General features: G+C 70.1%; 11 protein-coding genes. 1 reads left to right on the top strand and 10 read right to left on the bottom strand.

Annotated features, from left to right (window positions below; genetic code table 11):
* Position 1: 1 nt before the first annotated feature.
* From CFB50_RS07550 to CFB50_RS07510, 9 genes are all read right to left on the bottom strand, one after another.
* Entirely contained in the window at positions 2-1,504 is a 1,503-nt protein-coding gene (locus CFB50_RS07550) for an MFS transporter (protein WP_089445431.1), read from the bottom strand.
* Between the two features lie 472 nt (positions 1,505-1,976).
* Entirely contained in the window at positions 1,977-2,723 is a 747-nt protein-coding gene (locus tag CFB50_RS07545; protein WP_089425159.1) for an SDR family NAD(P)-dependent oxidoreductase, read from the bottom strand.
* 182 nt (positions 2,724-2,905) lie between these two features.
* Positions 2,906-3,610: an ABC transporter ATP-binding protein gene (locus CFB50_RS07540; RefSeq protein ID WP_089445430.1), complete on the bottom strand. Its 705-nt coding sequence runs from the start codon at positions 3,608-3,610 to the stop codon at positions 2,906-2,908.
* On the bottom strand, positions 3,607-4,359 hold the full coding sequence (locus tag CFB50_RS07535; RefSeq protein WP_089445429.1) for an ABC transporter ATP-binding protein: 753 nt from the start codon (positions 4,357-4,359) through the stop codon (positions 3,607-3,609). The genes CFB50_RS07540 and CFB50_RS07535 overlap by 4 nt, the downstream gene beginning before the upstream one ends.
* On the bottom strand, positions 4,356-5,585 hold the full coding sequence (locus tag CFB50_RS07530; protein WP_089445428.1) for a branched-chain amino acid ABC transporter permease: 1,230 nt from the start codon (positions 5,583-5,585) through the stop codon (positions 4,356-4,358). The genes CFB50_RS07535 and CFB50_RS07530 overlap by 4 nt, the downstream gene beginning before the upstream one ends.
* Positions 5,578-6,513, bottom strand: a complete 936-nt coding sequence (locus CFB50_RS07525) for a branched-chain amino acid ABC transporter permease (protein ID WP_089446061.1) — start codon at positions 6,511-6,513, stop codon at positions 5,578-5,580. Before CFB50_RS07525 ends, CFB50_RS07530 begins: the two co-directional genes overlap by 8 nt.
* Positions 6,514-6,520: 7 nt before the next feature.
* Positions 6,521-6,958 (bottom strand): acyl-CoA thioesterase, encoded by a 438-nt coding sequence (locus tag CFB50_RS07520; protein ID WP_069249274.1) that lies wholly within the window; start codon positions 6,956-6,958, stop codon positions 6,521-6,523.
* 139 nt (positions 6,959-7,097) lie between these two features.
* Positions 7,098-7,634, bottom strand: coding sequence for an NUDIX domain-containing protein (locus CFB50_RS07515; protein ID WP_039347430.1), 537 nt, complete (start codon positions 7,632-7,634; stop codon positions 7,098-7,100).
* 121 nt (positions 7,635-7,755) lie between these two features.
* Positions 7,756-9,003, bottom strand: a complete 1,248-nt coding sequence (locus tag CFB50_RS07510) for a YbfB/YjiJ family MFS transporter (RefSeq protein WP_089445427.1) — start codon at positions 9,001-9,003, stop codon at positions 7,756-7,758.
* Positions 9,004-9,126: 123 nt separating this feature from the next.
* On the opposite strand from CFB50_RS07510, the gene CFB50_RS07505 reads away from it, so the two are divergent.
* Positions 9,127-10,041: a LysR family transcriptional regulator gene (locus tag CFB50_RS07505; RefSeq protein ID WP_089445426.1), complete on the top strand. Its 915-nt coding sequence runs from the start codon at positions 9,127-9,129 to the stop codon at positions 10,039-10,041.
* 163 nt (positions 10,042-10,204) lie between these two features.
* Here CFB50_RS07505 and alaS read toward each other — a convergent pair whose 3' ends face one another.
* Positions 10,205-12,829 (bottom strand): alanine--tRNA ligase, encoded by a 2,625-nt coding sequence (alaS, locus tag CFB50_RS07500; RefSeq protein ID WP_069247745.1) that lies wholly within the window; start codon positions 12,827-12,829, stop codon positions 10,205-10,207.
* Between the last annotated feature and the right edge of the window lie 154 nt (positions 12,830-12,983).

Here is a 12,983-nt window from a genome sequence, read left to right as displayed (position 1 = left end):
CTCACTTTTGTTGTGGAACGGAAGAAACGGCGGCGTCGAGGTGCCGGCTCGATACGGCATTGAGCAACAGCAGCACGCTGATGACCGCCAGGACGACGGCAAGCTCGCGCAGGCCGTGATCGCTCGCCGGATGGCCGAGCGCGAGACCGACGAGCGCGAACGACAGGCTGCCGCCGACGTACTGCGCGGTGCGATACAGCCCCGAGGCCGTGCCGATCCGGTCGTGCGGCGTGCTCTGGTAGAGCGTGGCCTGGTTGCCGAGATTGTTGAAACCATTAGGAATACCAAACACGATGGACAGCACGACGATCGCCGCGACCGGCAGGCTGCTCGTCATCAGGCTCATCACGACGCTGCCGATGCAGAGCAGCGCGGAACCGATGACCAGCACCGGGCGCGCGCCGTGACGGTGCACGATGCGGGTCGCGAGCATCGTCGTAACCGTACCGATACCGGCGACCGGCAGCATCACGAGGCCGGCATCGGCGGCCGATAGCCCCCTCGCCTCCTGCAGCCACATCGGCAGCGCATAGAAGATCGCGTAGAACACCGCATAGGTGCCGATGCAGCGCAGGTACGTGCCGAGCAGCGGACGGTTTTCCGCCAGCATCCGGATGTCGATCAACGGTGCCGCGGCCTGGCGCTCGCGGTGGATCAGGAGCGGCACCAGCACGAGCGTCGCGGCCAGCAGCAGCCAGTCGGGTTCGCGCGTCACCGATTGCAGGAACAGCAGCAGGCTCGCGAGTGTCAGCACGAACAGCACGACGCCCGGCAGGTCCAGTTCCTTCAGCGTGCCGCGCAGCGTGGTGCGCGCCTGCGCGCCGCGATAAGCCGGGTCGGCCGGAATCCACAGCCACGCGAATAGGAAGGCGGCCAGCACGATCGGCACGTTGATCCAGAAGATCGCGCGCCAGCCGGCGAACTGCACGAGCGCGCCGCCGAGCGGCGGGCCGAACGCGACGGCCACCTGTGCCGCGATCGAGATCGCGCCGAGGCCGCCCGTCGGCGTCGCGCCGTTCGCGTGCCGCTGCGACCACGCACGAATCATCGCCATGCCGGCAGGATAGGCAGCGGACGTGCCGATGCCGAGCGCGACGCGCGAGGCGATCAGCCAGCCGAGCGTCGGCGCGAACGGCGCAAGCGATGACGCGACCAGCACGATCGCGAGGCCGATACAAAAGATCCGCTTCGCACCGAAGCGATCGGCGAGCCGCCCCATCGTCGGCTGGCCGGCGGCCGTCGCGAGATAGAGACCCGACACGAGCCAGAGCGTATCGATGCGCGCCTGCGCGGCGCCGTGCGGCGCGAATGCCTGCTGGATGCTGACGAGCGCGACCGCGATCATCGACGAGTTCAGCGCGTTGAGCAGCGTGCCGAGCACGATCGGACCCACCAGCTTCGCCGGCAGGCGCAGACCTGCGTTGCGTCGGTCGTCGCCGCCTTCGGGCGGGCCGCCGGCGGTTGGACGTGCCGCTTGCCCGGATCGATCGTCAGTCGTTTTCATGGCGCCTTCGCGTGGTGAATGTGCATCGTTCGATGAATGTCGAACGTGCGTTCACCATACCGCCCGGCGCGCCGCGGATGAAATGGATTGTTGCGATGCACACATTCGCAACTTGAATGGGTGGCATGCGCGTGACGCACCGAACCGGCACCTGTCGAGAGGCTGACGCGGCACGGGAAACGCCCGTCAGCCTTACGCGACGGGCGATCAAGGAGAATTCGGGGAGATGGCTTCAGTCATGCACGGCAAGCGGGATGCACCGTCGCCACGCACGTCGCATGACAGTTTTATGCCGCGGTGCGATGTGGGATCAGAGGGCGGCCTCTACAGGAATCGTAGTCATCCCGCATGCGTACATCGAATGCCGTGGGTCGCACGGCAACCGGCGGCACGCTGCGTGGCCTGCCGAAGCAGACTCGCCGCAGCGTCCGCCGGATTTCGTCGCCCCTGCTGCCGGGGCGGCGTGATCCGGTCAGTTCAACCCGCCACTCACGACGAGGTGCTCGCCGGTCATCCAGCGTGCATCGTCCGATGCGAGGAACACGGCGACCGACGCGATGTCGTCCGGCTCGCCGAGGCGGCCGAGCGGCGTCTGGCCGAGCACCTGCGCTTCGAGATCGGAACCGATGATGCCCGCGCTGTGCGTGCCTTCGGTCACGACCATCCCCGGGTTGATCGCGTTCACGCGGATCTTGCGCGGCGCGAGTTCGAGCGCGAGCACGCCGGTGATCGCGTCGACCGCGCCCTTCGTGCCGCTGTACACGGCGCTGGCAGGCGGCGTGATGCTGGTCACCACCGAGCTGATGTTGATGATGCTCGCGCCTTCACCGAGATGCTTGACCGCTGCCTGCGTGGTAAGCAGCACGCCGAACACGTTCGTGTCGAACTGACGGCGGTAGTGCTCTTCGGTGATCGCTTCGATCGGCGCGAATTCGTACACGCCGGAATTGTTGACGAGCACGTCGAGACGGCCGTACGTGTCGATCGCGGTATCGACGATGCGCTGCGCATCCGCCGCCTTCGACACGTCGCCGCCCACCGCGACCGCACGGCCGCCGGCTTCGACGATCGCGCTCACGACCGCATCGGCGCCCGCCTTGCTGCTCGCGTAGTTGACGACGACCGACGCGCCTTCCGCGGCCAGTGCCTTCGCGATCGCCGCGCCGATGCCCTTCGAGCCGCCCGTGACGATCGCGACCTTGTTTGCCAGCTTGCTCATGATTTCATTCCTCAGTCCAAGACTTTCGATGGATGGCGCCGGCTGCCGCGTTGCTGCGTCGTTGCGTTGCTGCGTCGATATGCAACCGGTATGGCTGGCAATTTACGGTGCGGCACCGCAGCGATAAAGCGGCTCGACACGAATTGACTGGCAGCGTTTTCCGAACAATCGCTCGCGCGCCGTCAGCCGGCGCTCAGCCATGCGTTCGCGACGTCGCCGCCCAGGCCGTCGAGCGCACCGTCGTAGACGATCCGTCCGCGCCCCATGACCGCGACGCGCCGCGCGAGCCGCGGCGCGAACTGCAGCCGCTGCTCGATCAGCACGATCGCGACACCGTCCGCCTGCAACGCGGCAAGGCACGTGCCGACTTCGTCGACCGCGAGCGGCGCGAGCCCTTCGGCCGGTTCGTCGACGATCAGCACGCGCGGGCGGCCGGCCAGCGCCCGCACCAGCGCGAGCACCTGCTGCTCACCGCCCGACAGCCGCCCCGCTTTCACGTCCGCGCGCGCGGCCAGCAACGGAAAGCGGTCGAACAACCGTTCGAGCGCCGTCCGTTCGGCCGCGCCGGTGGCGCCGCGCAGCCCGAGCCGCAGGTTGTCGCGTACCGTCAGCAGCGGGAACACGTCGCGGCTTTCGGCGACGTAAGCAACGCCGCGCCGCGCGATCTCGAACGTGCGCGCCCCCACGCATTCGGCGCCGCCGATGCGCACCGAGCCGGCCGTGCGCACGAGCCCCATCACGGCCTTCGCGAGCGTCGAGCGCCCCGAGCCGTTGCGGCCGAGCAGCGCGAGCGTCTCGCCCGGCGCCAGTGCGAGATCGACGCCGTCGAGCACGGGTTGCAGCCCGTACCACGCGCGCAGGCCGCGAATGTCGAGCAACGCGCTCATGGGCCGCCCTCGCCCAGATAGGCGGCACGCACGGCCGGATCGGTGCGGATCGCATCGGGCGCGCCGGTCGCGACCACCGTGCCGCGCACGAGCACCGTGATGCGTTCGGCGAAGCCGAACACCGCATCCATGTCGTGTTCGATCAGCAGGACCGTGCGCCCCTGCGTCGTCGCACGAATCAACGCGATCATCCGCGCCGCCTGCGCGCGGCTCATCCCGGCCGTCGGCTCGTCGAGCAGCAGCGTGCGCGCGCCGCTCGCGAGTGCGATCCCGAGATCGAGCGCGCGCTGTTCCGCATAGCTCAGTTCGCCGGCCAGCGTGTCGCGGTGCGCATCGAGGCCGATGTCGTGCAGCACGCGAGCGGCCGCGAGATCGACCGACGCCGATTCGCGCAGCCGGTTCCACCAGCGCCGCCGTTCGGCCGGCGCATGCAGCGCCGCGCAGCGCAGGTTGTCGAACACGGTCAATCGCGCGAACGCGCTCGTCTGCTGGAAACTGCGACCGATGCCGAGCCGGCTCGCGACCACCGGCCCGCGCCCGCGCAGCTCGACGCCGTGCAGCACGACGCGCCCGCGCGTCGGCGGCACCGCACCGGCGATCACGCCGAACAGCGTCGACTTGCCCGCGCCGTTCGGTCCGATCAGCGCATGACGCTCGCCGGCCGCGATGCTCAGTTCGACGCCATCGAGCACCGTCTGCGCGCCGAAGCGCTGCACCACGCCGTGCAGCGCGATCGCGTTGCCGTTCATCGCCCGTCCTCCCGCTGGCCGGCCTGCCCGCCCGGCGCGAGCCGCGTGCGCCAACCCCACAGCAGCGTACCGATACCGAACGCGGAGCACGCGACGGCCCAGCCGGCCGGCGTATCGGCGTCGACGCTCCAGGCGCCGAACGCGAAGCCCGCGCCGTCGTCCTGCGCGAAACGCCACGCGTAGCCGAGCTCGGCCGCGCAGACGATCGCGACGCCCCAGAACACACACGCACCGACCGCGCACAGCATGCGCCACCGCTCGGCCGCCGGCGCGCCGCGCCGCAACGCATGCGCGAGCGCCTGCACGATCCCGGCGATCCCGCGCGGCGCGGCCACGACGATCACGACGAACAGCACGCCGAGATACAGCGCCCACGCGCGCGACACGCCCGCGACGACGATGCTCAGCACCGTGAGCACGGCCGCACCGGCCGCCGGCCCGAAGAACGCGCCGGTGCCGCCGATCACCGCGGCGATCAGCACGGTCGCCGAGCGCGCCATCGATGCGCTGTCGGGCGTCGCGATCTCGACGTCGATCAGCGTCAGCGTGCCGGCGACGCCGGCGAAGAACGACGCGCAGGTGACCATCGCGAGCCGCACGCGGCGCGGATCGGACCCGAGCGCGGCGACGCGCACCGGGTTGTCGCGCACCGCATTCGCGAGCCGCGCGAGCGGCGTGCGCGTCAGCGCATGCATCGCCCACGCCGACGCGAGGCACCACACGGCGATCACTGCATAAGCCTGGACGGGTGCGCCGAAATGCCAGCCGCCCCACGGCGTGCCGCTCGCGCGGTCGATCGGCACGCCGCCGATGCCGCCGAACCAGGCCGGCACGCTCCACGCGGCGGCCGCGACGCATTCGCCGAGCCCGAGCGTGATCATCGCGAACGCGGTGCCCGAGCGGCGCGTCGCGAGCAGCCCGGCGGCGAAGCCGAAAGCGGCACCAGCCACGCCGCCGACGAGCGGCAACAGCGGCAGCGGGCCGCCAAAGTGATTGAACCAGTGCGCGGCCGCAAACGCGCCGAGGCCCGCGAACGCCGCGTGCCCGAACGACAGCAGCCCGGTCGTGCCGAGTTGCAGGTTGTACGACAGTGCGAGCACGACGAGCGCGGCTGTCTGCGCGAGATAGCCGAGCACCGCGCCGTGCGGCCACAGCCACGCGGGCAGCGCGACGCATGCGGCGAACAGAGACCAGCGCGCGACGCCGGCGAGCATGCGGCTACGCATCGGCACGCTCGCCGAACAGCCCGCGCGGCCGCGCGACCAGCACCACGACGAGCAGCAGGTACGGCACCAGCGGCGCCAGCTGCGCGATCGACACCGCGGCCACGCTGTCGGGCAGCACGATGCCGGCCCATTCCGTCAGGTCGCGCAGCGACGTGTCGCTCGCGGCCGCGAAGGTCTGCGCGAAGCCGACCGCGAGCGACGCCGCGAACGCGCCGCCGAGCGAGCCGAGCCCGCCGATCACGACAACCGCGAACACGACCGACCCGACGGTCTCGGCCAGCGCGGGTTCGATCACCGCGAGCGGCGCGCCGATCACGCCGGCCAGCGCCGCGAGCGCGGTGCCTGCGCCGAATAGCGCCGTCATCACGCGCGGCACGTCGTAGCCGAGCGCCTCGACGGCCGCGCGGTGCGTGAGCGCCGCGCGCACGACGAGCCCGATGCGCGACGCGCGCAGCAGTGCGCCTAGCGCGACCAGCATCGCCGTGGACATTCCCATCATGAACAGCCGGTAGCGCGGCAGCGCGAGGCCGAATACGGTCACGGGCGCGCCGTCGAACAGCGCCGGCACGGGCGCCGGCAGCGGCGCGAGGCCCCACACGAGTTTCGCGCCCTCGCCGATCAGGTACGCGAGGCCGAAGGTCAGCAGCAGTTCGCTCGTATGGCCGCGCGCCTGCACGCGGCGCAGCAGCATGCGTTCGCAGCCGGCGCCGAGCAGCCCGACCGCGAGCGGCGCGAGCACCAGCGCGGGCCAGAAGCCCGCGCCGGCCGCGATGCTGTAGCCGACGTACGCGCCGAGCATGTAGAAGCTCGCATGCGCGAAATTGAGCACGCCCTGCACGCTGAAGATCAGCGTGAGGCCGGCCGACAGCATGAACAGCAGCAAGCCGTAGCTGAGGCCGTTGAAGGCCTGGAGCGCGAACGCGTGCACCGCGCAGTCAGGCCGCGAGCGGCTCGAGCGCGGCGCGCAGCGCATCGGGCAGCGGCACCGGCCGGCGCGTGCCGCGATCGACGTACACGTGCACGAAATGCCCCTGCGCGGCGGGCGTGGCTTCGCCCTGCGCGAACAGCCCGACCTCGTAGCGCACGCTCGACGTGCCGAGCTTCACGACCCGCAACCCGGCGTCGACCGACTGCGGGAACACGAGCGGCGCGAAGTAGTTGCACTGCGTCTCGACCACGAGGCCGATCGTCTGCCCGTGCTCGACGTCGAGCACGCCGGCGCGGATCAGGTATTCGTTCACGACCGTGTCGAAGTAGCTGTAGTAGACGACGTTGTTCACGTGCCCGTAGACATCGTTGTCCATCCAGCGGGTCGTGATCGGGAGGAAGTGGCGATAGGCGTCGCGCGGACGCGGTTGCGGCTTGTCGGACATGGCGATGGCGGTCAGGACGAGGGAAGCGAGGTGGACGACGCGCGGCCGCCGCGGGACACGGCGCACCGGCAAGAAGCGGAACGCCGCGCCGCGATCGCTCGCGGCACGGCGGATGCAACGCTGCTGACGGGCCGGCCCGTCACTGCCCCGGCCGGTCGACGAACTCGAAATCGAGGCCGCGCGCACGCATCCAGTCGGCGAGCGCGACGCCCGTGCCGGCGCGCCACGGGCGCAGCAGCGGCGGATCGACGAGCTTGTATTCGAGCAGTTCCGGTGACAGCGCGACCGTGCCCGATGCACGCACGTGGTACGCGATGATCAGCTCGTTCTTGCGGATGAATTCGTAGACGCCGACGAGCGACACGTGTTCGGCCTTCAGCGCCGTTTCCTCGAACACTTCGCGCGCGATGCCGTCCTCGGGCGTCTCGCCGTTCTCGAGGAAGCCGGTGATCAGCGCGAACATGCCTTCGGGCCAGGCCGCGTTGCGCGCGAGCAGGATCTTGCCGTCGAGCTCGACGATCGCCGCGACGACGGGCAGCGGGTTGTTCCAGTGCACATAGCCGCAGGTGTCGTCGGGGCACGCCTGGCGAATGCGGCCGCCTTCATGGTCGGGATCGGCGCGCTCGGTGAGCGGGCTCGCGCAGCGCGGGCAAAAGCGGTAATCGGCGGTGGTCATCGATGGGAATCTGGCAGGCGCCGGACGGCCGCCTGCCGGCTGCCCGCGCACCCGCTTGGCGCGGGAAAGGCTTCATTCTAGCGAGTTTGCCCGTGCCGCAGACGATCCGGCCCCGCCGACATCAGGGTTGCCCGCGCCCTCGCGCGGCGGTCGCCGCGAAGCCGGCGGCGCCCAGCAACAGCGCGGTTACCGCGACCCACAGCGCGGGGGAAAACGACCCGAAGCGCGCGGCCAGCGGTGCCGCGACGAGCGGGCCGAGAATCTGCCCGACCCCGTACGACGCGGTCGCGTAGCCCATCAGCCCGGCGGCCCGCTCGCCGTGCAACCGCCGCGCCTCGCGCATCGCGAACAGCGTGATCGCGGTGAACGGCAGGCCGAGCAGCGCGCTGCCGACCGAGAAGCCGGCCGCGTTCGGCCACACGATCCCGGCGGCAATGCCGAGCGCCTGCGTCGCGCAGCCGGCCGCCAGCAGCAGCCGGTTGTCCCAGTGCCCGGGCAGCCGCGCGGCGGTGATCGCGCCAACGATCAGCGCCGCGCCGAACATCGGCCAGAACAGGTCGGGCCACGGCGAACCGGCCGGCAGCGCGGCGCGCGCGATCACCGGCAGGAACGTCGCGGTGATGATGTAGCCGAAGCCCGGCATGCCGTACAGCACGACGAGCCATGCGGCGTCCGCGCGATGGCGGCGCTTGTGCGCGGGGTTCGACGCGGTGGCGGCGGCCGCCTGCGGCGCGGCACCGCCCGACGGCACGGCTTGCACCGCCGGGGCAGCGGCGAACGTGCGCCAGATCGCGACCGACAGCACCGCAGACAGCGCGGCGAACCCGAGCCAGCCCGACGCCGCGCGCTGGCCGGCCAGCGCGCTGCCGATCAGCCCCGTCACCACGATGCCGACGCCGGGCCCCGCGTAGATCACCCCGCTCCACTCGGGCGCACGCAGTTCGGCGAGCCGCCGCAGCCCCCATTGCGACACGAACACGAACGTCCATGCGCTGACGATGCCCGCGACGAAGCGCACCGCGAGCCATACCGGCAGCAGGTGGCCGACACCCATCGCGGCGGTGAGCAGCACGGTGGCCACGAGCCCGACGCGCACCATTCGCGCGGGCGCCACCCGCAGCGCCGCGCAACTGACCGCGCCGACGAAGTAGCCCGCGTAGTTCGCCGACGCGAGCCAGCTGCCGCCCTTCAGCCCGATCGAACCGTCCGCGAGCATCAGCGGCAACAAGGGCGTGAACGCAAAGCGGCCGACGCCGAGCACGACCGCGAGGCCGACCATGCAGGCCAGCGCGGCCGCGCGGGCGCGGCGGTCGGCATCATCGACGGAAGGTGCGCCGGCGGCGGCGGTCGGGGCATCGGAGCGGGACATGGCGGCATGGGCCGGCGTTCGACGCGCCGGCCGGATCGGAAATCGGAATGCTGCCATCCTAGCTTGACCAAACGTTCTCGAAAAATGAATAATTGAGAATCTACTCATCGCTCGGAGAGAATTATGGACCTGGCGGCGCTGGCGATTTTCCGGGCCGTGGTGCGCGAGAACGGCGTAACGCGCGCGGCGGCCAAGCTCAATCGCGTGCAGTCGAACGTCACGACGCGCATCAAGCAGCTCGAGGAAGAACTCGGCGCGGCGCTGTTCGTGCGCGACGGCCGCCGGCTCGTGCTGACGCCGGCCGGGCACACGCTGCTGCCGTATGCGGAGCGCCTGCTCGCGCTCGCCGACGAAGCGCGCGACGCGGTGCGCGAGGACACGCCGCGCGGACGGCTGCGGCTCGGCACGATGGAAAGCACGGCCGCGAGCCGGCTGCCGACCCTACTCGCGCGCTATCACCATGCGTGGCCCGACGTGTCGCTCGAACTGCTGACGGGCACGACGGGCTGCCTGATCGACCGCGTGCGCGACTTCGAGATCGACGCCGCCCTGTTCGCACGCCCGCCCGAACCGGACACGCTGCCCGACACGTTCGACACGGTGCCGATCTTCCGCGAGGATCTCGTGCTGCTCACGCCGCGCGGCCATCCGCCGGTGCGCACGCCCCGCGACGTGATCCTGCCGACACTGATCGCGTTCGAGCGCGGCTGTGCGTATCGGCAGTACGTCGAACGGTGGTACGCGGCGCACGGTGTGAAGCCGGAGCGCGTGCTCGAACTCGGCTCGTATCACGCGATCGTCGCGTGCGTCGCGGCCGGCGCGGGCATCGCGGTCGCGCCGCGCTCGGTACTCGATCTGCAGCCCGAGACCGGCAACATCGCCGCGCACGCGATTCCCGAACTCGAAGGCATCGACACGCTGCTCGGGTGGCGGCGCGGTTATGCGTCGGCGGCGCTCGCCGCCCTGCGTGATGCGCTCACCGACGCCACGCGGCAGCCTGGCGACGCGGCGAAGCCGGCCGCGACCGTGCCGGCCTGACCCGGATGACCGTGCCGGCCTGACCCGGATTCGCGCGCCACCGTAGCGATCGACGCGCACGGACCGCACAAACGAAACGACCCGACCGGCACCTGCCGATCGGGTCGTTTTTCATTTCACGCGATGCCGTCACTGCGACGGCATCGCATCGGTCATGCAACGATCAGAGCCGCTCTTCGACCCAGCCCTTCACGCCAGCCAGCGCGCCCGGCAGGTTCGCCGGCTCGGTGCCGCCTGCCTGCGCCATGTCCGGACGGCCGCCACCCTTGCCGCCAACCTGCTGCGCGACGAAGTTCACGAGCTCGCCGGCCTTGACCTTCTTGCTCGCGTCGGGCGTGACGCCTGCGATCAGGCTGACCTTGCCGCCTTCGACGGCCGCCAGCACGATCGCCGCGCTCTTCAGCTTGTCCTTCAGCTTGTCGACCGTTTCGCGCAACGTCTTCGCGTCGGCGCCGTCGAGCGTCGCGGCCAGCACGAACACGCCGCCGATTTCGACCGCCTGCTGCGCGAGCTCGTCGCCCTGGCTCGACGCGAGCTTCGACTTCAGCGCGCCCAGCTCCTTCTCGAGCGACTTCACCTGGTCCTGCACCTGCGCGATACGCTGCGTGAGTTCCGACGGCTGCGCCTTCAGCGCGGCCGCGGCTTCATTCACGCGCGCGTCGAGCTCCTGCACGTAGCGCACCGCGTTGTCGCCGGTGATCGCCTCGACGCGGCGGATGCCGGCCGCGACGCCGCCTTCGACGACGATCTTGAAGAAGCCGATGTCGCCGGTGCGGTGCACGTGCGTGCCGCCGCACAGTTCACGCGAGAAGCCGAGGTCGAGCACGCGCACTTCATCGCCGTACTTCTCGCCGAACAGCGCCATCGCGCCGCCCTTCACCGCTTCGTCGTACGGCATCACGCGCACGATGCCCGGCGCGTTGGCCAGGATTTCGTTGTTGACGATCTGCTCGACGCGACGGATTTCGTCGTCGGTCATCGGTGCGTTGTGCGCGAAGTCGAAGCGGGTCTTTTCCGCGTCGACCAGCGAACCCTTCTGCTGCACGTGCGCGCCGAGCACTTCGCGCAGCGCCTTGTGCATCAGGTGGGTGGCCGAGTGGTTGCGCTGCGTGCGGGCGCGGCGATGCGCGTCGATTTCCGCGCGCAGCACGTCGCCCACTTTCAGCGTGCCCTGCTCCAGCGTGCCGTGGTGGCCGATCACGTCGGCCTGCACCTTCAGCGTATCGGCCACCGCGAAGCGCGTCGCGGCGTTCGCGAGCACGCCCTGGTCGCCGACCTGGCCGCCCGATTCCGCGTAGAACGGCGTGTGGTCGAGCACGACGACCGCGTCCTGGCCCGTCTTCACTTCGTTGACCGACGAACCGTCGACGTACAGCGCGACGACCTTCGCGTCGTCGAACGCGATTTCTTCATAGCCGTGGAAGGTGGTCTTCGCGCCCGTGTATTCGAGGCCCTGCGCGGCCTTGAACTTGCCGGCCGCACGCGCCTGCTCGCGCTGGCGCGCCATCGCGTCGTCGAACGCCGGCTCGTCGACCGTCATCCCGCGCTCGCGGCACACGTCGGCCGTGAGGTCGAGCGGGAAGCCGTAGGTGTCGTGCAGCTTGAACGCGAGCTCGCCGTCGAGCACCTTGCCGCCCTTCGCCTCGACGTCGGCCAGCGCGGCTTCGAGGATCGACATGCCGTGCTCGATCGTCTCGAAGAAGCGCTCTTCTTCCTGGCGCAGCACGTCGGTCACGCGCTGTTCGGCTTCCTTCAGCTCCGGGTAGGCCGTGCCCATCTCGGCGACGAGGTCGGCCACCAGCTTGTGGAAGAACGAGCCCTTGCGGCCGAGCTTGTAGCCGTGGCGGATCGCGCGGCGCACGATCCGGCGCAGCACATAGCCGCGGCCTTCGTTGCCGGGAATCACGCCGTCGACGATCAGGAACGAGCATGCGCGGATGTGATCGGCGATCACCTTCAGCGAGTTGTTCGTGAGGTCGCTGATCTCGGTCACGCGCGCGGCGGCCTTGATCAGGTTCTGGAACAGGTCGATCTCGTAGTTGCTGTGCACGTGCTGCAGCACCGCGGCGAGACGCTCGAGGCCCATGCCGGTGTCGACCGACTGCTTCGGCAGGCGCGTCATGTTGCCCTGCGCGTCGCGGTTGAACTGCATGAACACGAGGTTCCAGATCTCGATGTAGCGGTCGCCGTCTTCTTCAGGCGATCCCGGCGGGCCGCCCCACACGTCCGGGCCGTGGTCGTAGAAGATTTCCGTGCACGGGCCGCACGGGCCGGTGTCGCCCATCGTCCAGAAATTGTCCGACGCGTAGCGCGCGCCCTTGTTGTCGCCGATGCGGATGATGCGCTCGGTCGGCACGCCGACTTCCTTCGCCCAGATGTCGTACGCCTCGTCGTCTTCCTGGTAGACCGTGACCCACAGCTTCTCCTTCGGCAGCTGGTAGACCGTGGTCAGCAGCTCCCACGCGAACTTGATCGCGTCGTGCTTGAAGTAGTCGCCGAACGAGAAGTTGCCGAGCATCTCGAAGAACGTGTGATGGCGCGCCGTGTAGCCGACGTTCTCGAGGTCGTTGTGCTTGCCGCCCGCGCGCACGCTGCGCTGCGCCGTCGTGGCGCGCGAGTACGGACGCGGGTCCGTGCCGAGGAACACGTCCTTGAACTGGACCATGCCCGAGTTCGTGAACATCAGCGTGGGGTCGTTACCGGGCACGAGGCTCGACGAGCGGACGATCGTGTGGCCCTTCGATTCGAAGAATTTGAGGAATTTCTCGCGGATTTCGGCAGCTTTCATGGCGTGCGGGGACAGTCTGGCAAAGACGGCTTCAAACGCCGGCGCCCTCGTCGGGGCGCGCGGCGGCATGGATTCGGAAACGATCGATTATACGGGATCGGGGCCGGCTTCCGGGCAAAGCGGCGGAAAGCGGCTCGGCCCTCCCGCCGGCCCG

The sequence above is a fragment of the Burkholderia sp. AU33423 genome (assembly GCF_002223135.1).
Taxonomy (GTDB): domain Bacteria; phylum Pseudomonadota; class Gammaproteobacteria; order Burkholderiales; family Burkholderiaceae; genus Burkholderia; species Burkholderia lata_D.
The sequence above is the reverse complement of the archived record's forward strand: the minus strand, read 5'-3'. Positions and strand labels throughout refer to the sequence as shown.

Excerpts from the sequence above, each read along its gene's own strand:
- CFB50_RS07550 (WP_089445431.1), bottom strand. The coding sequence starts at position 1,504 with ATGAAAACGACTGACGATCGATCCGGGCAAGCGGCACGTCCAACCGCC.
- CFB50_RS07545 (WP_089425159.1), bottom strand. The coding sequence starts at position 2,723 with ATGAGCAAGCTGGCAAACAAGGTCGCGATCGTCACGGGCGGCTCGAAG.
- CFB50_RS07540 (WP_089445430.1), bottom strand. The coding sequence starts at position 3,610 with ATGAGCGCGTTGCTCGACATTCGCGGCCTGCGCGCGTGGTACGGGCTG.
- CFB50_RS07535 (WP_089445429.1), bottom strand. The coding sequence starts at position 4,359 with ATGAACGGCAACGCGATCGCGCTGCACGGCGTGGTGCAGCGCTTCGGC.
- CFB50_RS07530 (WP_089445428.1), bottom strand. The coding sequence starts at position 5,585 with ATGCGTAGCCGCATGCTCGCCGGCGTCGCGCGCTGGTCTCTGTTCGCC.
- CFB50_RS07520 (WP_069249274.1), bottom strand. The coding sequence starts at position 6,958 with ATGTCCGACAAGCCGCAACCGCGTCCGCGCGACGCCTATCGCCACTTC.
- CFB50_RS07515 (WP_039347430.1), bottom strand. The coding sequence starts at position 7,634 with ATGACCACCGCCGATTACCGCTTTTGCCCGCGCTGCGCGAGCCCGCTC.
- CFB50_RS07510 (WP_089445427.1), bottom strand. The coding sequence starts at position 9,003 with ATGTCCCGCTCCGATGCCCCGACCGCCGCCGCCGGCGCACCTTCCGTC.
- CFB50_RS07505 (WP_089445426.1), top strand. The coding sequence starts at position 9,127 with ATGGACCTGGCGGCGCTGGCGATTTTCCGGGCCGTGGTGCGCGAGAAC.
- alaS (WP_069247745.1), bottom strand. The coding sequence starts at position 12,829 with ATGAAAGCTGCCGAAATCCGCGAGAAATTCCTCAAATTCTTCGAATCG.